The organism is Allobosea sp. CRIB-10 (assembly GCF_900112185.1).
Taxonomy (GTDB): Bacteria; Pseudomonadota; Alphaproteobacteria; order Rhizobiales; family Beijerinckiaceae; genus Allobosea.
In genome coordinates this window covers 258,881-277,585 of record NZ_FOKP01000004.1, presented here as the reverse complement: position 1 = coordinate 277,585, position 18,705 = coordinate 258,881, and the positions used below count along the sequence as shown (strand labels likewise).

The following is an 18,705-nucleotide window of genomic DNA, read 5'->3' as shown; positions in this document are numbered from 1 at the left end:
GGAACGCCTGCACGCGATCTGTGTTGATCGGTGCAGGCCTACCCGGAGGCAGCCATGGCCAACAAGATCGCGGCGGGTAACAGTCGCTCCTTCTTCACCCTCCTGTCGCAGGCGACAGCGCATTGGGCCGGCAAACCGCAGACCTTTTTCGTCGCGCTGTCGATCATCGTCGTCTGGGCCGCCTCGGGCCCGTTCTTCGGTTTCAACGACACCTGGCAGCTGGTGATCAACACCTCGACGACGATCGTCACCTTCCTGATGGTGTTCATCATCCAGAACAGCCAGAACCGCGATACGGCGGCGATGCAGATCAAGCTCGACGAGCTGATCGACAAGCTCGAAGGGGCGCGCGAGGAACTGCTCGATCTCGAGGAACTCGACGAGGACAAGCTCGAGGAGATGCGGGCCGAGTTCGAAGAACTCGCGCGCAAGGCACGCGCACTGCGCGAGAAGCGCGCTCCGGCCTGATCGACCATCCGAAGCCGCACAGCGCCGGCTGGACGCCGGCAGGGGTGGCGCTATCCTTTCCTTGCGCAATGCGGCGCGAATCTGCCGGAGACGGACGCCATGCGGGAGGCTGGTCGGCGTGGGCTTGGTCTGGCCATGCTGGCCTGTGTTGCGGTGAGCGAGCCTGCCGGCGCTGCCGAGCCACTGCTCGATGTCCAGGACGTCGCCACGCTGCGGCGCCTCGAAGCAACCGGCTATGCACTGTCCGATGTGCTTGGCGGTGGCCGGGCCGGCAGCACGTCCGATCTCGTCCGCGACAGTTCGGCTTTTCGCACCATCGCTGGCCAGGTCGGCGAGGACCTCACGGCGCTGCGGGCCGAGATGCTGGCCAATGGCCGCAGGCTCTACGAGGTCACCGACGGCAATGTCGGCCGGGTGATCGACCTGCGCTGGCTGCGCTCGCCGATCGCGCGCTTCCAGCTGACCGCGGTGGTCAACCGGCTCGACCGTCAGGACTTCGCGGCGCTGCTCGGCGAAACCGGCTGCGGCGAGGTGCGCCTGATCTATCGGCTCGCCTATGCCTTCGACGATGCGAAGCTGAAGCGCAGGCTGGCCTCGCGCCTGCCGTTCACGCTCAACGCCGTCTTCAGCGTCAAGGCGGGCGAGGGCGGCTCCTGTCGCGAGGCGGCGCAAGCCTGGTCGATCGCGCCTGACGGCGACCCGGCTGCCTTGGCGCGACAACTCGTCAGTGGGCCTCTGGCGAAGCAGCGGGTCAGCCTCAAGCAGATCGAGCTCAACGCCCAGATCGTGCGCTTCCCGTCCGGGATGGAGACCGAGTTCGGCGGGCAGGCGGCGTATCTGCAGCGCGTCTTTGCGGCATCGAAAGGCGAAGCCGGCCTCTCGCTGAAGCCAAAGCTGCTGGAGAACACGCCTGACGTGGCCCGGCTGAAGAGCGATGCCGCGCTCCGGCAGGAGCTGATCGACTATGTCAGGACCAATCTCCCGGCGATTGACCGCGGCGTCTACCAATTGCCAGAACGCTTCCTGACGACGAAGGCGATCTCCTATTCGACCTTCGGCAGCGCCCGGCTGGCCAACCACCCGTTCACTGAAGCCCTGCCGGCGAGCGCGCTGACCGGGCTCGACTTTGGCGCCATCCGGCTGGTGCGCAGCGAGAAGGCGCTGCTGGAGCGGCTGGACAACGGCTCCTGCATGGGCTGCCATCAGGCCGGCGCCACCGCTGGCTTCCACATGTTCGGGCTCGACGACGGCTCGACCTCGGCGCTGAACCGGATCAAGACCGGCATCTCCCCGCATTTCTATGCGGAAGGTTTTCGCCGCGCCGCCTATGTCGCTGCGGTCGCTGATGGCATGGAGCCGGAGCGCTACCGGCCGCCATCCTTCGCGCCGCCGGCGAATTGGCAAAAGGAGCGAAGCTTCGCCTATCGGCCGGCCGCGCTGACCATGCCCTGCCTGACCGGCGAGAGCGCGAAAGCCTTTGGCGAGGGCTGGGGCTGCGCTGCCGGCTCCACCTGCAAGCCGCTGGTCGAGAGCAAGGCGGTCGGGATCGAGTTCGGCCAATGCGTCAGGTTGGAGGAGTCACGCAACTTCTCCGGCCAGCCCTGCCTGACCGGTGCGATCGCCACTGCCGTCGGCAAGCCCTATCTCGACCGCTACCGCAAGACCGGGCAGTTCGGCGCCTTCGCCACCGGCTTCTCGCAGACCGCGTTCAACTGCCGGCCGGCCAAGATCGGGGTTCCCGCCGGGATGGCCTATCGCCAGTGCACGCCAGCCGATCGGACTTTCGCCGGCTTCGCCAACGGCAAGGTGCCGGACGAGATCTGCGGGCTCGCCGGCGGCAAGGCCTTCGATGATTGCGTTGCGACCAATCGCTTCGACGATTGCCTGTCGAAGGTGGTGACACGCGGCAATCGCGGTACATGCAGCGCCACCAGCTTCTGCCGCGAGGACTATATGTGCCAGGCGATCCCGGACGATGTGCCGGGCGCGACCACGACGGTGAAGGATTACGGCTTCTGCTCGCCGACCTATTTCCTGTTCCAGATGCGCATCGACGGCCATCCCGATCCGCAGGCGCGGCTGTAGCGCTCAGGCCGCCAGCACGAAATCGAAGCGGCCGAGCTGGCCGCCCTCGGCCGGGCGTAGAGTCATCAGCAGCTTCTGGTCGAATAGGCCGTCGCGGCGGTTGCCGGGCTCGTCCGGGAAATAGAGTTGCGTGGTGAGCACCGGGCTCTGCGCGCCCGATCGCACCTTCACATGGAGATGGCGGGTGCGGCCGGTATAGAGCCCAGGCGTGCGGGTGGCGAGCTGATAGCGCCCCTGTTGATCGGCGAATAGATGGCCGCGGAAGCGGAAGCCGCGATTGTCGTATTGCCCGGACATGTCGGCGTGCCAAAAGTCGAGCAGGGCGCCAGGGATCGGCCGGCATTGCCGGGTCAGTACGAAGCCGCTCAGCACCAGCAGAGTGCCATTGCCGTCGTCCCGCAGATCGGCCCGCTGTGGCGAGGACGGGGTGAAGAAGGGCCCCTCGGTCTGGCGCGGCGTTGCACTGGCGTGTCCCTCGCAGGCCGGTGTCGCCGGCAACTCAATGCCTTGTGCGAGCGCTTCGGCCGGAAGGGCGAGGCTCGCGAAGCCAGCGGCTGAGAGGCGCGCGAGCAGATCGCGGCGGCTTGGACCATCCATCATGGTGTCTCCCCTGCACCTTGCATCGCCTTTCTTTCCATGCAGCCGATGTCCGATTTCGGGCAGGGACGAGGCCTCGCCGAACTGTGATGGCGGGGAGGGCGTGAAGTCTTCTGTGGGCACATTGCGTCCATGTGCCCGAGCGCTGGCGATTGCGGGCGCTTTTCGGCAATAGTCCGCCCTGCGAGGAATTGGCCGGCACAGGCGTTCCATCCGACGAGACGACGAGGGACGGAATGTCGACCGATATCGAGATCGCCCGCGCGGCGACGCTTCAGCCCATCGGTACGATCGCGGAGGCGGCCGGCATCCCCGATGCGGCGCTGCACCCCTATGGCAAATACATCGCCAAGGTCGATACCGGTGCGATCCCGGATTTCGCCGAGAAGCCGGACGGCAAGCTCATCCTGGTTACCGCGATCAGCCCGACGCCGGCGGGCGAGGGCAAGACCACGACGACGGTCGGCCTCGGCGACGGGTTGAAGCGCCTGGGCAAGCGCACCATGATCGCTTTGCGCGAGCCCTCGCTCGGCCCCTGCTTTGGCCAGAAGGGCGGGGCGGCCGGCGGCGGCTATGCCCAGGTCGTGCCGATGGAGCAGATCAACCTGCATTTCACCGGCGATTTCCACGCCATCACCAGCGCCCACAATTTGCTGGCGGCGATGCTCGACAACCACATCTACTGGGGCAACGGACTCGATCTCGACGAGCGCCACATCGCCTGGCGCCGCGTGGTCGACATGAACGACCGGGCGCTGCGTTCGATCGTCTCTTCGCTCGGCGGCGCGACCAACGGCTTCCCGCGCGAGGACGGCTTCGACATCACCGTCGCCTCCGAGGTGATGGCGATCTTCTGCCTGGCGACCGATCTCGCCGATCTGGAGGAGCGACTCGGCCGCATCGTCATCGGCCGCACCCGCAGCAAGCGCCCGGTTACGGCGGCCGAGCTCAACGCCCAGGGCGCCATGACCGTGCTGCTGCGCGATGCGCTGATGCCGAACCTGGTGCAGACGCTGGAGGGCACGCCCGCCTTCGTCCATGGCGGGCCCTTCGCCAACATCGCCCACGGCTGCAATTCGGTGATCGCGACGCGCGCCGCCCTCAAGCTCGCCGACTATGTCGTGACCGAGGCCGGCTTCGGCGCCGATCTCGGGGCCGAGAAGTTCTTCAACATCAAGTGCCGCAAGGCCGGGCTGAAGCCGGATGTCGCCGTCGTGGTCGCGACCGTGCGGGCGCTGAAGATGCATGGCGGCGTCGCCCGCGACATGCTCGGCACGGAGAACCTCAAGGCGCTTGAGACGGGCCTCTCCAACCTCGCCCGCCATGTCGAGAACGTCAGGAAGTTCGGCGTGCCGGCGATCGTCGCGATCAACCATTTCACCAGCGACACAGCCGCAGAGCACGCGCTGATCCAGAATTTCTGCCGCAACCATCTCGGCGTCGAGGCGGTGATTTGCCGGCATTGGGCGCAGGGTGGGGCCGGGACCGAAGAGCTCGCGACCAAGGTCGCGGCGCTGACGCAAAGCGGCGAGGCCGATTTCGCGCCGCTCTATCAGGACGCGATGCCGCTGCGCCAGAAGCTCGAGACCATCGCGCGCGAGATCTATGGCGCGGCTGGCATCTCGGCCGACGCCAAGGTGACTGCCCGCTTCGCCGAGCTGGAGGCGGCCGGCTACGGCAACCTGCCGGTCTGCGTGGCGAAGACCCAGTATTCCTTCTCGGCCGACCCGACCCTGCGCGGTGCGCCATCGGGTCACACCGTGCCCGTGCGCGAGCTCAGGCTCTCGGCCGGCGCCGGCTTCGTCGTCGCGATCTGCGGGGACATCATGACCATGCCCGGCCTGCCGCGCCAGCCGGCGGCGGAGCGCATCTATATCGACGCGCACGGCCAGATCGAGGGGCTGTTCTAGACGCCTCATCGTCGTTCCGGGGCGCCGCGAAGCGGCGAGCCCGGAACCCATGAACACGACGCTAATCCAGTTCGTCATGCTCGCCCTTGTGGCGAGCATCCACGTCTTGAACACCAACTCGACGGATGAATACGTGGATGGTCGGGACAAACCCGACCATGACGGAAAGGGCGGTGTTCATGGGTTCCGGGCTCAGGCCTATCGGCCTGCCCCGGAATGACGCTCAATCCACCCGCCGTATTCGTCAACGAAACGTAAACCATATCGCGGCCACCATGCCTCCCGTGCGCTTCCGAACATGTCGGAGAGCGCGGGAGATGCCGACGAGATGGGTTTGCTGACCGCCTGGACCAATTCGGGCCTGAAGGCGCGCGTGCTCGTGCTCGTCCTGGCGACGCTGGTCGCGATCGCCGTGCCGGCCTCAGGCATCTTCCTCTGGATGGTCAACGGCACGGTGGTGAAGCTCGGCACGCTCTTCGCCGAGAAGCAGATCCTGTTCGATCGCTATCGCGGGCTGGAAGCGCTGATGCGCGAGGTCTCGCTGGCCGAGACGGTGGCGCGTGCGCCGGTGATCGTCGAATGGGCGCAGGACGAGACCGATCCGGAGAAGGCCAGGCGCGGCCTCGCCGAGCTCGAGCACTACCGGCTCTCCTTCACCGACCGCAGCTATTTCGCCGTCGTCGACAAGAGCGGCCACTATTATTTCAACGACAAGGACAACAGCTACGAGCACAACCGGCTGCGCTACACGGTCTCGCCGGACGCTCCGCAGGACAGCTGGTATTTCAAGACGCGCGCGCTCGGCAAAGGCTGCCATCTCAACGTCAATCGCGACGAGGTGCTGTCGGTCACCAAGGTCTGGATCAACTGCATCATCCAGAAGGACGGCAAGGTGCTCGGCCTGATCGGCACCGGCGTCGACCTGACCCAGTTCATCAAGGAGGTCGTCGAGTTCCCGCAGACCGGCGTGCAGAGCATGTTCGTCGATCTGCAGGGCGCGGTGCAGGCGCATCGCGACCCGCGCGTCGTCGACTTCCACAGCCTGACCAAGGACGCGACGGCGAAGAAGACGATCTTCCGGCTGCTCGACGAGGAGGGCGACCGCAAGGCGCTCGCGGGCATGATGCAGCGCGTCGCCAAGGGCGAGGCACTCGTCCTCTCGCGCTTCATGCAGATGGACGGGCACGAGGTATTGGTCGGTGTCGGCTTCCTCGACCGGCTCGGCTGGTTCAACGTCACCGTGATGGATGTCGACGCCATCATCGACCGCAAGCTGTTCGCGCCGATCGCCGGCTTGATGGTGGCGATCCTCGTCGCCGTGGCCGGACTGCTGACCTTCCTGTTCAAGCGCAAGGTGCTCGATCGCTTGGCTCGGGTCGAGCAGGGCGTCACCAGGGTCCGCTCCGGCGATTTCACGGCCGTGGCGAAAGAGGACGGCAATGACGAGATCGCCCGGCTGTCGCGCGCCTTCAACGAGATGGCCCAGGCCGTCGGCGACAATACGGGGCGGCTCGAGGCAATGGTGCGCGAGCGTACGCAGAAGCTCGAGGAGCTGGCGCAGCATGACCCGCTGACCTCGGTCCTGAACCGGCGCGGCTTCGAGGAGGCCTTTGCGCGCGAGCAGAACCGGGCCCAGCGCAACAGCACGGCTTGCGGGCTGATCATCGTCGATCTCGACCGCTTCAAGCTGGTCAACGACGATTACGGCCACCGGGCCGGCGACGAGGTGCTGGTCGCCTGCGTGCGCCGGATGCTTCCGGCCCTGCGCAGCTACGACGCCTGCGCGCGCTGGGGTGGCGACGAGTTCATCCTGCTGATCAGCGATTGCACGGCGGATGGGCTCGCGACGATCGCGAACAAGATCGCGGAGCTGCTGCGCGAGGCGCCGGTCATGCTCAGCGACGGCCGAGCAGTGCCGATGACGGCGAGCCTCGGCGCGGCCATGGCGCTGCCGGACGATAACCTGACCGATGCCGCAGCCCGCGCCGATGCGGGGCTGTACCGGGTCAAGCACAGTGGCCGCGACGGCGTCGCGATCGACGAGCCGGGCACGATGTTGCGGCAGGTTGGGTAGGCGCCATTCTCGGGTGAAGCGAAGCGCAGACCCGAGAAATTCGGGATGAGAAGGCGCTTTCACAGCCTTTTCCGGCTTGAGATGCTCGGGGCGAGCCCGAGCATGACGTGCTCCTTCAGCCGAAGGTCAGCTGCACCTTCATCGCCTTCGACTTGTCGGCGGCGAGGTCGAAGGCTTCGACCGCACGCTCGATCGGGATCGAGGCGGTGAGCAGGGGTGTGAGGTCGATGCGGCCCGACGCGATGAGCTCGACCGCCCAGTCGAATTCCTCATGGAAGCGGAAGGAGCCGCGCAGGTCGAATTCCTTGGCGACGACGACGTTCATCGGAATGGTGAAATTGCCGCCGACGCCGATCTGGACGATCACCGCACCCGGTCGCAGCGCATCGAAGGCGCCGGTGAGCGCATGCTGGTTGCCCGAGCATTCGAACATCACGTCGAAGGCGCCCTTTTCCGCCCCGTAATCGGCCTTCAGGCGCTCTGGCTGCGCCATGACGTTGATCGCGGTCGTCGCGCCCATGTCGAGGGCGGTCGGCAGCGGGCCGTCGACCACGTCGGTGACCACGATCTCCGATGCGCCGGCGGCGCGGGCGGCGACCACGGTCAGAACGCCGATCGGCCCGGAGCCGGTGACGAGGACGCGCTTGCCAATGAGGGCGCCGGCGCGCTTGACCGCGTGCAGGCAGACGGCGAGCGGCTCGGCGAAGGCTGCCTGTGCAGCACCGACATGGGCGGGCAGCTTCACCGCCTGGCGCTCCTCGATCACCAGGATCTCGCGGAAGCCGCCCTGGACATGGGGGAAGCGCATGGCGCTGCCGTAGAACAGCATGTCGAGGCAATGCTGCTGCTGGCCGGACTGACAATAGCGGCAGCGGCCGCAGGCGCGGCTCGGATTGACCGCGACGAGATCGCCCGGTTTGACCCGAGAGACCTCGCTGCCGACCGCCTCGACGATGCCGGCGATCTCGTGGCCAAGGATCAGCGGCTCGCGCACCCGGATCGTGCCGAAGCCGCCATGGAGGTAATAGTGCAGGTCGGAGCCGCAGATGCCGCCGGCCTTGATCGCAACCTTGACGCCGAGCGGGCCGAGCTCCGGCACTGCGGCGTCCTCGACGCGCAAATCCTTCTCGGCATGGATCACGACAGCGCGCATGGCGGAACTCCTAGTGGGACGACAGCCATGCGGCTGCGGCATTGTCTAATCGTTTTAAAGCGCTTACCCAACCCTTGAGACGCTAACAAGCAGTAAGGTCAGCCACGGACCGGGAGGATAGGATGTCGCTCAATCTCTTCAAGCTCGACGGGCGTATCGCCCTGGTCACCGGCTCCGGCCAGGGCATCGGCCTCGCCATCGCCGAAGGCCTTGCCGCCGCCGGCGCGCATGTCGTGCTGAACGGGCGCGATGCCGGCAAGCTGGAAAAGGCTCGCAGCGCCATCGCCGCGGCCGGCCACAAGGCCTCCGTCGCCGCCTTCGACGTCACCGACCAGAAGGCGGTCGAGGCTGGCGTCGCGAAGATCGAGGCCGAGATCGGACCGATCGACATCCTCGTCAACAATGCCGGCACGCAGAAGCGCGGCGCCTTCGTCGACTTTCCGGCCGAGGACTGGCATTTCCTGATGGCGACGAACCTGCATTCGGTTTTCTACGTCACCCAGGCGGTGGCCAAGCGCATGGCGCCGCGCAATCGTGGCAAGATCGTCAATATCGGCTCGGTGATGAGCAAGCTCGGCCGGCCGAGCATCGTGCCTTACACGGCGTCGAAGGGTGCGGTCAGCCTGATGACGCAGGGGCTCGCCGCCGAGCTCGGCAAGCACAACATCCAGGTCAATGCGATCGGCCCCGGCTATTTCGTCACCGAACTGAACCAGGCGCTGCTCGCCGACGAGACCTTCTCGAACTGGGTCAAGAGCCGCGCTCCGGTCGGCCGCTGGGGCGAGACCAAGGAACTGGCGGGCGCGGCGATCTTCCTGTCCTCGGAAGCCTCCGACTATGTCAGCGGCCATCTGCTGATGGTCGATGGCGGTCTGACTGCGGTGGTGTGAGGCCGGACCGTCATGCTCGGGCTTGACCCGAGCATCTCAGGCCAGAGAAGGCCTCAGCCGGCGCCTTCTCGTCATGAGATTCTCGGCTCTGCGCTGCGCTTCGCCCGAGAATGACGCTGGAACGTTACGCCTTCAGATGGGCATTCTGCGGAAACAGGATCTTCCGCGCCTCCTCGTCGACTTCGGTCTTCCAGGCGAACTTGTCCTTGAGCGCGACGGCGCGCTGTGCCGCCGGCCGGGCCGAGATTTCGTCGAGATGACGCCGGACGTTGGCGAGCTTGGCGAAAGCCTCGTCGCCGAGGGCGAACTGCGCCCGCGTCGCCCAGCCCCAGACTGCCATGTCGATCAGGGTGTAGTCGTCGCCGAGCATGTAGCGGTGCTTGGCGAGCTGGTCGTCGAGCAGGCCCCAATGCCGCTCGGCCTCGCGTGCGTAGCGGTTGATCGCGTAGGGCACCTTCTCCGGCGCGAAGCGCGAGAAATGCACGGACTGGCCGGTATAGGGGCCGATGCCGGTGGCGACGAACATCAGCCAGGACAGCATCTGGCCGCGCATTTCGGGCGTGTCCGGTGGCAGGAACTGGCCGGTCTTCTCGGCGAGGTAGAGCAGGATGGCGTTGCTGTCGAAAATCTTCACGTCGCCATCAGTCAGGGCCGGGGTCTTGCCGTTCGGGTTGATGGCGAGGAAGTCCGGCTTGAACTGGTCGCCCTTGCGGGTGTCGACCGGCACGAGTTCGTAGGGCAGGCCGGCCTCCTCCAGGAAGAGCGCGATCTTCGCCGGGTTGGGCGAGGGGTGGTAGTAGAAGCGGATCATCGTTGGTCTCCTGGGTGGCCGGCTCAGCGGCGCGCGGCGAGGTAGGGGATGAGCTCGGTCAGGACCGAGATGGTGAGATCGGCACCCGCACCGAGCTGCTCCTCCTGCATACGCAGCGCCTTGAACAGGCTCTTCGGCCCGATCACCGCTGCGCCGGATAGTTCGTCGCGCAGGGCCTGCGAGGTTACACGCTCGATGCGCGCCACCGTCATGCCATAGGCCTTGGCCCCGGCAATGTCGAAGCCGTTGGAGGAGACGAACAGGATCTCGTCGCGGGTCAGGCCGAGCCGCTCCTCGACCAGGCGATAGCCGCGCGGATCGGGCTTGTAGGTCCTGATCTCGTCGACGCTGATCACGGTCTCCAGCAGCGCGTCGATGCCGGCCTGCCTGGTGAGATTGGTCAGCATGGCCGGGCTGCCATTGGAGAAGATGGCGAGGCGGGTCGGGGCGAGGCCCTGCAACGCCGCCAGTGCTTCCGGATAGAGCGCGAGCGCGTCATAGGCGGCGGCGATGCGGGCGAGGAGATCGGGCGTCGCCTCGAGGCCGAGCGTCTTCAGCGTGAAGTCGAGCGAGGCTTGCGTTACGCTCCAGAAATCCTCGTAGCGGCCCATCAGGGCGCGCAGCCAGGTGTATTCGAGCTGCTTCAATCGCCAGATCTGGGTGATCGTCTCGCCATGGCCGGGGAAAGCGTCCTCGGTGACGCCGGCGACCGACTGCACGTCGAACAGGGTTCCATAGGCATCGAAGACGACGGCCTTGATCGGCATGGTCTTATCCTTTCTCCAACTCAGCCCTCATCCTGAGGAGCAGCCTTCAGGCTGCGTCTCGAAGGATGCTCCAGATGGTTCCGGAGCCTCCTGAAACATCCTTCGAGACGGCCCTGCGGGCCTCCTCAGGATGAGGGCTGTGCGGAGCCGCGGCGCTATTCTTAGCGCTCGCCTTGGCCGCGCGGAGCGTGATATCCGCACAAGCACTTGTTCGCAGATGCACAGGATATACGCGCATGTCCAGCCGCCCCGTCATGCTGATGATCCTCGATGGCTGGGGCTGGCGCGACGACGAGGACAACAACGCCGTCCTCCTGGCGAAGACGCCGAATTTCGACCGGTTCTGGGCCTCCTCGCCGCACGCCTTCCTGCGCACTTCGGGCCTCGATGTCGGCCTGCCCGAGGGCCAGATGGGCAATTCCGAAGTCGGTCATCTCAACCTGGGCGCGGGCCGCGTCGTGATGCAGGATCTGCCGCGCATCAACCAGGCTGCCACCGACGGCACGCTGAAGCAGGCGCTCGACGAGAGCGGGCTGATTGGGCGCCTGAAGGCCAGCGGCGGCACCTGCCATATCCTCGGCCTGGTCTCCCCCGGCGGCGTCCATGCCCATCAGGACCATGCGGTGGCGCTGGCGAAGCTCGTCGTCGCGGCCGGCGTGCCGGCTGTCGTCCATGTCTTCACCGACGGCCGCGATACGCCGCCGCGCTCGGCTGCCGACTATGTCGCGGCGCTGGAGGCGGCGCTGCCGCGCGAGGTCAAGGTCGCGACGGTGTCGGGGCGCTATTACGCGATGGATCGCGACAATCGCTGGGAGCGGGTCGAGCTTGCCTGGAAGGCGCTGGCGCTGGGCGAAGGCGAGCGGATGCCGACCGCAGCCTCTGCGATCGAGGCCGCCTACGCCGCCAATGTCAGCGACGAGTTCATCAAGCCGGCGGTGATCGGCGGTTATCACGGCATGGCCGATGGCGACGGCCTGCTCAGCTTCAATTTCCGCGCCGACCGCATCCGCGAGATCCTGGCGCCGCTGCTCTTCGCCGCGTTCAGCGGTTTTTCGCGGCCGCGCATGCCAAAACTCGTCGGCGCGGTCGGGATGACCTCATACAGCTCCGAGCTCGATCCGATCATGCCGGCGCTGTTCGCGCCGCAGAGCCTCGCCAACGGCCTCGGCGAGACCGTGTCGAAGGCGGGGCTGAAGCAGATCCGTTTCGCCGAGACCGAGAAGTACCCGCACGTCACCTATTTCTTCAATGGCGGGCGGGAGGAGCCGTTCGAGGGCGAGGAGCGCAGCATGACGCCCTCGCCGAAGGTTGCGACCTATGATCTGCAGCCGGAGATGTCGGCGCCGGAGCTGACCAGGAAGGTCGTCGCCGCGATCGAGAGCGGGAAATACGATCTTTTCGTGCTGAACTTCGCCAATCCCGACATGGTCGGCCATACCGGTGTGCTCTCGGCGGCGATCAAGGCGGTCGAGACGATCGATACGAGCCTCGGCCAGATCGCCGACGCCATCCTCGCCAAGGGCGGGGCGCTCTTGGTCACCGCCGACCATGGCAATGCCGAACTGATGGTCGATCCCGTCACCGGCAATCCGCACACCGCACACACCACCTTCCCGGTGCCGGTCATGCTGATCGGGAGCAAGGCGAAGGGACTGGCCGAGGGGCGTCTCGCCGATGTCTCGCCGACCCTGCTCGCGCTGCTCGGCCTAAAGCAGCCGGCTGAGATGACCGGCCAGTCGCTGCTGCGCTGAGCCATCTGCGGGAACTCCCGCGGCGTGGAGCGGTTGTCCAGAGGAAAGGACCGCTCCATGCCGAACAAGCGCAATGACCGCCTGACTGATACGCCCGCTTCCTTCGCGACTGCGCCGCGCCCCGGCCAGTCCGGCGCGGATGAGCAGCGGCGGGCTGGGCCGAATCCGCGTTCCGCACACCCGACCGGGCCGCATGCGCCCTATGAGCCGGATGATCCCGAGGGGCTCGCGGCGGGCAAGCACGAGCGCAGCGAAACCTCTGGCCGGCGCTAACGGGTCAACGCCGTTTTTCGGATGCCTCGCGAGTCATCACCCATTCCAGCCTCATGACGGTTGGTAGATCAGCAGAATTGTCTCTAGGGATCGCTGATTTCAGCCATGCGGGTGTTTGCTCGAAGACTGACGCTGGTGCAGGACTCCAACTTTTAAACTATCGTTTGATAGAAAAATAAATCGACGACTATCGGTTTTGAGATTGAAACGGATAGGTTGTCGTCTTGATCTGTTGCACAAGGGAAAGTAGTGACGCGGCGATGGCCCCGCGGGGACGTGCGTTCGACCGGGTTTGGGTCTTCGTGGATACCAAGGGCGAGCAGACCAGGGATGAAAGCGCGGAATACGAGACGGCCGGCGAGCGCCGGAGCCGAGCTGAAGGGGAAGCCGAATTCGGTCAGACGCGAGATCCTCGACGCCGCAGCCGACATCATCGTGCACCAGGGCTACGATGCCTGCACGATGCGAGCCGTGGCGGCCCTGGTCGATATGAAGGCGGGCAGTCTCTACTACCATTTCAAATCGAAGGACGAGATCGTCGAGGAGATCCTGAACCAGGGGATCGAGACGCTCTACGCCCGGGTGGCGGAGACGATCCGCAGCCTGCCGCAGGAAGCCCCTTTCGCGGAGCGCCTGTCGGCGGCGGTGCAGGTGCATATTTCGAGCCTGGTCGGCAAGGACCAGAAGTACATGCACGTCTACGAGCACCTGCCGCCGATCATCAAGCGGCGCAGCCGCAAGATGCGCGAGAAATACGCCCAGCTCTGGCATGGCCTGTTCGCCGATGGGGTCGCCAGCGGGGAGACGGCCGATGGGCACGATCTGAGCCTGCTGGTGCCGTATTTCCTCGGCGGGCTGAACCGCGTGCCCGAGTGGAGCCGTGCCAGCGGCGCCAGCAGCGAGCAGATCGCCGCGCTTGCCGTCGCAACCCTTCTCGACGGAATCGGCGCCAGGCAGTAGCAGGTAGGCGACACGGCCGTGCTATGGGGCCGCTGATGCCATCTGCCGACCCTGAAAGCCATGTCCGAGACTTTTCCCATCAGCCTGAACGGCACCACCGACCTGCCCGCCGGCAAGATCGCCGCGATCGTGACCTCGCTCGAAATGTTCAAGGCGCCGGCGCGGCGGGCCGACCCGCCTGGCGTCGAGGGCTTCTCGCTGGAGGCGATCGGGCGTGAGGACGTCCAGCGCTATCTCACCGTCTATCGCCTGCTCGGCGAGCGCTGGATGTGGTTCAGCCGGCTGGTGAAGCCGGTGGAGGAGCTGCAGGCGATCCTCGCAGATCCGCTGGTGGAGTTCTTCGCGGTTCGCTTCGGCGGGCGCGATGTCGGCCTGCTCGAGCTTGATTTCCGGGTGGAGGGCGAGGGTGAGCTCGCCTTCTTCGGCCTCGACGAGAGCGTCGTCGGCAAGGGTGCGGGACGCTGGCTGATGAATCGGGCGCTGGAACGCGCCTGGACGCGGCCGATTTCCCGCTTCTGGGTGCACACCTGCACGCTCGACCACCAGGATGCGGTCGAGTTCTACCAGCGTTCGGGATTCACGGCGTTCAAGCGCGGGGTGGAAGTGGTCGACGACCCGCGCCTTGGCGGGGCGATGCCGCGCAGCGCCGTCCCGCATTGTCCGGTGATCGAATAGCTCAGGCGCGCGAGCGCAGCCCGATCGAGTCCATCATCGCCTGGTCGCGGGCGGCTTCGGCGGCGCGTTCGGTGGCGCGCTCGCGGTCGTCGAGGATCTCGACCTTCTTCATGTCCTCGAAGGCTTCCTGCAGCTCGGCCTTGGCCTCGTCGAGCTGGCCCTGCAGGTTGTCGGCGGACTGCCGCAGATTGTCACGACGACCGAGCGCCGCCTTGGCATAGGTCGGATAGGCGAAATGGGCCGGGTCGGAAATGCCGGCGCGCGTCTCTTCGTTCTGGATCTCGCGATCGAGATCTCCAGCCATCCGGTTGAATTCCGCGATCATCATCTCAATCTGGCTTACCCGGCGGCGCTTTTCGTCCACCTGGAAGCGTTTGAGACGCAAAAGGGTCTCTCGCGACTTCATCTCGTGCCGAACTCCTGATTACGCACGGAGCCCGTTCCGGTCTGCTTGCGTTGCAAGCCGACCGGTAAAACGGTCTCCAATATCCACTCAGAGACGGATTCACCGATCAGGTTGGACCAACCCGATCGGACCCGTCTCTGGCGATGAGCCGACCCCTCGGCCCGCCGCCGCAACACTCCGCGAGACGAAAAGCACAATGGCGCAAGGAGGTTGATCGTTCCTTACCAGGATCGCTCGCTTTCGATGCATGCGCAGGGTGCGTCGCAGGCTCTGCCGGTCACGCGTAGCACTCGTTATTCTCGGGCGAATCAAAACATGGGACGCGCGGTTCGGCGCGTCGGACACGTCTTGCCCGCCTCGCGCCCTCTTCCCGAATATAGTCTGCTGCTCGCCGGACTCGCGCTGACGCGGATCATCGGCTGGGGCTCGATCTATTATTCGCCCTCGGTTCTGGCCGGCCATCTCGAACGCGAGATCGGCCTCACCCCGACGGTGGCCTTCGGCGGCATCACCATCCTCTTGGCGATCGGGGCGCTGATCTCACCGATGCTCGGGCGCCATCTCGACCGCCGCGGCACACGGCATGCGATGGCGCTGGGCGCGGTGATCTCAGGGCTCGGCCTCGCCTTGCTGGCGCTGGCCCAGGGGCCGATCAGCTATCTCGCCACTTGGTTCGTCATCGGCATCGGCCACGCGATGCAGCTCGCCAACACCGGCAATGTCACGGTGGCGCAATTGATGGGCGAACGCACCCGCCGGGTGATCGGGTTGATGATGCTGGTGACGGGGCTGGCCTCCAGCGTGTTCTGGCCGCTGACCGCCTGGCTCAGCGCCGATTATGGCTGGCGCGCCTGCCTCTTCGTCTTCGCGGCGATCCAGCTGGTGATCGTGCTGCCGATCCATCTGGCGATCCCCGCCTATCGTGCCAAGCCACTGTCCGACCCCGGTCCGTCGGCTGCCCCCACCGAAGCGCAGGGCAGGGTGCCACCCGGCGAGCGGCGGCCGATCTTCTGGCTGCTGGCGCTGAGCTTCTCGGCCAGCGGGCTCGTCTCCTGGGGATTGCCGCTGCACATCATCGGGTTGATGCAGGGCGCGGGCATCACGGGGGTGAGCGCGGTGGCGATCGCGTCGCTGAGCGGCCCGGCGACGCTGGTGGCGCGCGCGATCGATACCGTGGCGGGCGAGCGCCTGCCGGTGGAGCGTGTGGCGCTGGCGGGACTCGCGCTCGGGCCGGCTTCCTGCCTGCTGATGGCGCTGGCGCCGGGCTCGAGCGGTATCGCGATCACCTTCGTCATGCTGTTCAGCGCCGCGATGGGCGTGATCGCGGTGGCGCGGGCGACCCTGCCGCTGGCGCTGTTCGGCCGCAACGGTTTCGGCGCGATGCTCGGCCGCCTGACCGTGCCGCAGAACCTGACCTTCGCGGCGGCGCCGCTGCTCTTCGCCTTCCTGGTCGAGCGACTGGGCGCTTCCGGGACGCTTGTGGTGTCGGCGGTGATCCAGAGTCTCGCTCTGCTCGCCATGATCATGCTGGTGCGGCGACTGCACAGCTGATCTCGTCTCGGAAACGCCAAGGTCGGCAGCCTCACTGACGCGATCGTGCGTAGGGGCACGGCCAGGGCCGACCTATCACGCCGCCGTCCCGACGAAAGCGAACACGAGAGCAGATGCCGTCCCATCCAATGACCCGCCGCCTCGCCTTGCAGGCCTCGCTCGGACTGCTGGCGGGGGCGGCGGTCGCGCAGACGCGGCTGCCGCAGTTCCGCACGGCGCGCTATCAGTTCATCGAGCTCGATCCGGTCGAGCCGATGGTGCCGCTCGCCCTGCTGGGACTCGACGGCAAGCCGGCCATCGCCCGGCCGGTGCCGGGCAAGGTCTGCCTCATCTATCTCTGGGCGACCTGGTGCCCGGTCTGCCGAATCACCCTGCCGCGCTTCGAGCGGCAGCTCGGGGATTTCCGGGCGAGGTGCGTCGAGGTCGTGTCGATCAGCACCGACGAGCGCGAGCTTGCGCATGTTCGGGACTATCTCAAGCGCCTCGGCGTCACGCGCTTGCCTGTCTTCTACGATCGGGGCGGGCAAGCCCTCGCGGCGGCAGGCGCCAGGCAGCCGCTGTCGACTGGCGAGGGGCTGCCGGTGATCTACGTCACCGACCGGCGTGGCGGGGTGCGCGGCTACATGCTCGGCGAGGCGGATTGGGCCTCGCCCCAGGCGCTGGCGCTGCTGAATCATGTCGGCGGGCTGTGATGCCGCTCACATCCCCATGATGCGGGCGAGCCGGGCATAACCGTCGCCGAGGGCGGTCGCCTCGTCCTTGGCCTGCTTCAGGAAGGCTTCGAGCTCGGGGTTGAGCCGAATCGCCTCGTCGACCTCGGCTGAAGCGCCCTGGCGATAGGCGCCGAGGCGAATCAGTTCCTCCATGTCGGCATAGGTCGCGAGCGTTGCCCGCGCCTTCTGCACGACAGGATAGTAAAGCGGGTCGCAGGAGCGCGGCATGGTGCGCGACACCGATTTCAGGATGTTGACCGCCGGATAGCGGCCACGCTCGGCGATGGAGCGCTCCATCACGATATGGCCGTCGAGGATGCCGCGCACCGCATCGGCGACCGGCTCGTCATGGTCGCCGCCATCGACCAGCACGGTGAAGAGCCCGGTGATCGCGCCGTCGCCGGTGCCGGGGCCGGCGCGTTCGAGCAGGCGCGGCAGTTCGGCGAAGACGGTGGGGGTGTATCCTTTGGTCGTAGGCGGCTCGCCGGCGGCGAGGCCGATCTCGCGCATCGCCATGGCGAAGCGGGTGACCGAATCCATCAGGCACATCACCTGCAGGCCCTGGTCGCGAAAGAATTCGGCGAGGGTCAGCGTGGTCAGCGCCGCCTGCTTGCGCATCAGCGCCGGCTCGTCGGAGGTCGCGACCACGACGATCGAGCGGGCAAGGCCGTCCGGCCCGAGATCGTCCTGCAGGAATTCCTGGACCTCGCGGCCGCGCTCGCCGACCAGGCCGATGATGTTGACGTCGGCGCGCGCATAGCGGGCCAGCATCGAAAGCAGGACCGACTTGCCGACGCCGGAGCCGGCGAAGATGCCCATGCGCTGGCCGAGGCAGCAGGTCAGGAAGGTGTTGAGGGCGCGCACGCCGAGATCGAGCGGCGGACCGACGCGCCTGCGGGCATGGGCCGGCGGCGGATCGTTGCGGAAGGGGATGGTGCGCTCGCCCTGCGGCAGCGGCGGGCCGCCATCGACCGGGCGCCCGAGCGCGTCGACGACACGGCCGAGCCAGGCCATGGTCGGGCGCAAGCCCGCGACGGTGCGGTCGACATAGGCCGGGCAGCCGCGACGCACGCCGTCGAGGCCGCCATAGGGCATGACCAGCGCCTTTTCGCCGGAGAAGCCGATGACCTCGCAGGGCACGCGAACGCCGGGCGCGATCTCGATGCCGACGCGTCCGCCCAGGCTCATCGCCGCGATCGGGCCTGAGACCTCGACGAGCAGGCCGCGCACGGCGGTCACACGGCCATAGACCGACGTCGCCTCGAGCTCGCCGATCATCGTCGCGAGTGTGGATAACCGGTCCTGGCCAGGCGAAGCGCCGTTCATGATCCCTGCCGTTTACCTTCCATTAAGCGGAGTGATTAACACTGCGTTTCGAAGCTGCGTCGAAGAGCCGGGCGATTTTCGTCTGTTTCGTCGATGCGAGCTTCCGCGAAAGGCGCTTTCGCGGCTGAAGCTCGAATGATCCGTGTCAAATTCGACTCACCTCGACAAGGATCGTCAACCTTTTGCCAAGAAGCGCTTGCGTGCGGGAATCAGGGTTTGTTAACCATTTCCCCGTAGCGTGTCGCGTAGCGTTTCATCAGGCAAGCGTTCGTCCCCCCACAGCCACGAGGGTTGT

At 66.5% G+C, this 18,705-nt stretch carries 18 protein-coding genes; 12 read left to right on the top strand and 6 right to left on the bottom strand.

Features of this window, described 5'->3' with window-relative positions:
* The first annotated feature begins 54 nt into the window (after positions 1-54).
* Both BMZ69_RS08350 and BMZ69_RS08345 read left to right on the top strand, forming a co-directional pair.
* Positions 55-468 carry a low affinity iron permease family protein gene (locus BMZ69_RS08350; protein ID WP_092156097.1) on the top strand — a complete coding sequence of 138 codons (414 nt, stop codon included), beginning with the start codon at positions 55-57 and terminating at the stop codon, positions 466-468.
* Between the two features lie 99 nt (positions 469-567).
* Complete coding sequence (locus tag BMZ69_RS08345) at positions 568-2,553, top strand: hypothetical protein (RefSeq protein ID WP_139219000.1); 1,986 nt, start codon at positions 568-570, stop codon at positions 2,551-2,553.
* 3 nt (positions 2,554-2,556) lie between these two features.
* On the opposite strand, the gene BMZ69_RS08340 is transcribed toward BMZ69_RS08345, so the two are convergent.
* Positions 2,557-3,150, bottom strand: a complete 594-nt coding sequence (locus tag BMZ69_RS08340) for a dioxygenase family protein (RefSeq protein WP_244543272.1) — start codon at positions 3,148-3,150, stop codon at positions 2,557-2,559.
* A 236-nt stretch (positions 3,151-3,386) separates the two neighbouring features.
* Here BMZ69_RS08340 and BMZ69_RS08335 point away from each other — a divergent pair, with 236 nt between their 5' ends.
* The 3 genes from BMZ69_RS08335 to BMZ69_RS08330 all read left to right on the top strand — a co-directional run bounded on the left by BMZ69_RS08335 (position 3,387) and on the right by BMZ69_RS08330 (position 7,134).
* Positions 3,387-5,060: a formate--tetrahydrofolate ligase gene (locus BMZ69_RS08335; protein ID WP_092156094.1), complete on the top strand. Its 1,674-nt coding sequence runs from the start codon at positions 3,387-3,389 to the stop codon at positions 5,058-5,060.
* Between the two features lie 49 nt (positions 5,061-5,109).
* Positions 5,110-5,280 carry a hypothetical protein gene (locus BMZ69_RS31540; RefSeq protein WP_175506720.1) on the top strand — a complete coding sequence of 57 codons (171 nt, stop codon included), beginning with the start codon at positions 5,110-5,112 and terminating at the stop codon, positions 5,278-5,280.
* Between the two features lie 108 nt (positions 5,281-5,388).
* Positions 5,389-7,134, top strand: a complete 1,746-nt coding sequence (locus BMZ69_RS08330) for a sensor domain-containing diguanylate cyclase (RefSeq protein WP_092156093.1) — start codon at positions 5,389-5,391, stop codon at positions 7,132-7,134.
* 115 nt (positions 7,135-7,249) lie between these two features.
* On the opposite strand, the gene BMZ69_RS08325 is transcribed toward BMZ69_RS08330, so the two are convergent.
* Positions 7,250-8,287, bottom strand: a complete 1,038-nt coding sequence (locus BMZ69_RS08325) for an L-idonate 5-dehydrogenase (RefSeq protein ID WP_092156092.1) — start codon at positions 8,285-8,287, stop codon at positions 7,250-7,252.
* A 122-nt stretch (positions 8,288-8,409) separates the two neighbouring features.
* On the opposite strand from BMZ69_RS08325, the gene BMZ69_RS08320 reads away from it, so the two are divergent.
* Positions 8,410-9,177 carry a glucose 1-dehydrogenase gene (locus BMZ69_RS08320; protein WP_092156091.1) on the top strand — a complete coding sequence of 256 codons (768 nt, stop codon included), beginning with the start codon at positions 8,410-8,412 and terminating at the stop codon, positions 9,175-9,177.
* A gap of 124 nt (positions 9,178-9,301) precedes the next feature.
* On the opposite strand, the gene BMZ69_RS08315 is transcribed toward BMZ69_RS08320, so the two are convergent.
* Together BMZ69_RS08315 and BMZ69_RS08310 are read right to left on the bottom strand one after the other, a co-directional pair.
* Entirely contained in the window at positions 9,302-9,988 is a 687-nt protein-coding gene (locus tag BMZ69_RS08315; protein ID WP_092156090.1) for a glutathione S-transferase family protein, read from the bottom strand.
* A 23-nt stretch (positions 9,989-10,011) separates the two neighbouring features.
* Positions 10,012-10,755, bottom strand: coding sequence for a haloacid dehalogenase type II (locus BMZ69_RS08310; protein ID WP_092156089.1), 744 nt, complete (start codon positions 10,753-10,755; stop codon positions 10,012-10,014).
* A 236-nt stretch (positions 10,756-10,991) separates the two neighbouring features.
* Between BMZ69_RS08310 and gpmI the strand changes: the two genes are divergently transcribed.
* The 4 genes from gpmI to BMZ69_RS08290 all read left to right on the top strand — a co-directional run bounded on the left by gpmI (position 10,992) and on the right by BMZ69_RS08290 (position 14,414).
* Positions 10,992-12,506, top strand: a complete 1,515-nt coding sequence (gene gpmI / locus BMZ69_RS08305; RefSeq protein WP_092156088.1) for a 2,3-bisphosphoglycerate-independent phosphoglycerate mutase — start codon at positions 10,992-10,994, stop codon at positions 12,504-12,506.
* 57 nt (positions 12,507-12,563) lie between these two features.
* The gene (locus BMZ69_RS08300; protein ID WP_092156087.1) at positions 12,564-12,779 is read left to right on the top strand and encodes a hypothetical protein; all 216 of its coding nucleotides are present in this window, start codon (positions 12,564-12,566) and stop codon (positions 12,777-12,779) included.
* Between the two features lie 330 nt (positions 12,780-13,109).
* Entirely contained in the window at positions 13,110-13,739 is a 630-nt protein-coding gene (locus BMZ69_RS08295) for a TetR/AcrR family transcriptional regulator (RefSeq protein WP_092156086.1), read from the top strand.
* A 60-nt stretch (positions 13,740-13,799) separates the two neighbouring features.
* On the top strand, positions 13,800-14,414 hold the full coding sequence (locus BMZ69_RS08290; RefSeq protein ID WP_092156085.1) for a GNAT family N-acetyltransferase: 615 nt from the start codon (positions 13,800-13,802) through the stop codon (positions 14,412-14,414).
* A gap of 1 nt (position 14,415) precedes the next feature.
* Here the strand turns inward: BMZ69_RS08290 and fliJ are convergent, their stop codons facing one another.
* Positions 14,416-14,820 carry a flagellar export protein FliJ gene (gene fliJ, locus BMZ69_RS08285; protein WP_092156084.1) on the bottom strand — a complete coding sequence of 135 codons (405 nt, stop codon included), beginning with the start codon at positions 14,818-14,820 and terminating at the stop codon, positions 14,416-14,418.
* Between the two features lie 315 nt (positions 14,821-15,135).
* Here fliJ and BMZ69_RS08280 point away from each other — a divergent pair, with 315 nt between their 5' ends.
* Together BMZ69_RS08280 and BMZ69_RS08275 are read left to right on the top strand one after the other, a co-directional pair.
* Positions 15,136-16,371, top strand: a complete 1,236-nt coding sequence (locus tag BMZ69_RS08280; RefSeq protein ID WP_175506719.1) for an MFS transporter — start codon at positions 15,136-15,138, stop codon at positions 16,369-16,371.
* 113 nt (positions 16,372-16,484) lie between these two features.
* Complete coding sequence (locus tag BMZ69_RS08275) at positions 16,485-17,063, top strand: TlpA disulfide reductase family protein (protein WP_092156082.1); 579 nt, start codon at positions 16,485-16,487, stop codon at positions 17,061-17,063.
* 6 nt (positions 17,064-17,069) lie between these two features.
* On the opposite strand, the gene fliI is transcribed toward BMZ69_RS08275, so the two are convergent.
* A complete protein-coding gene (fliI, locus tag BMZ69_RS08270) occupies positions 17,070-18,410 on the bottom strand; it encodes a flagellar protein export ATPase FliI (protein WP_092156081.1) in 1,341 nt (446 codons plus the stop codon).
* Positions 18,411-18,705 lie beyond the last annotated feature (295 nt).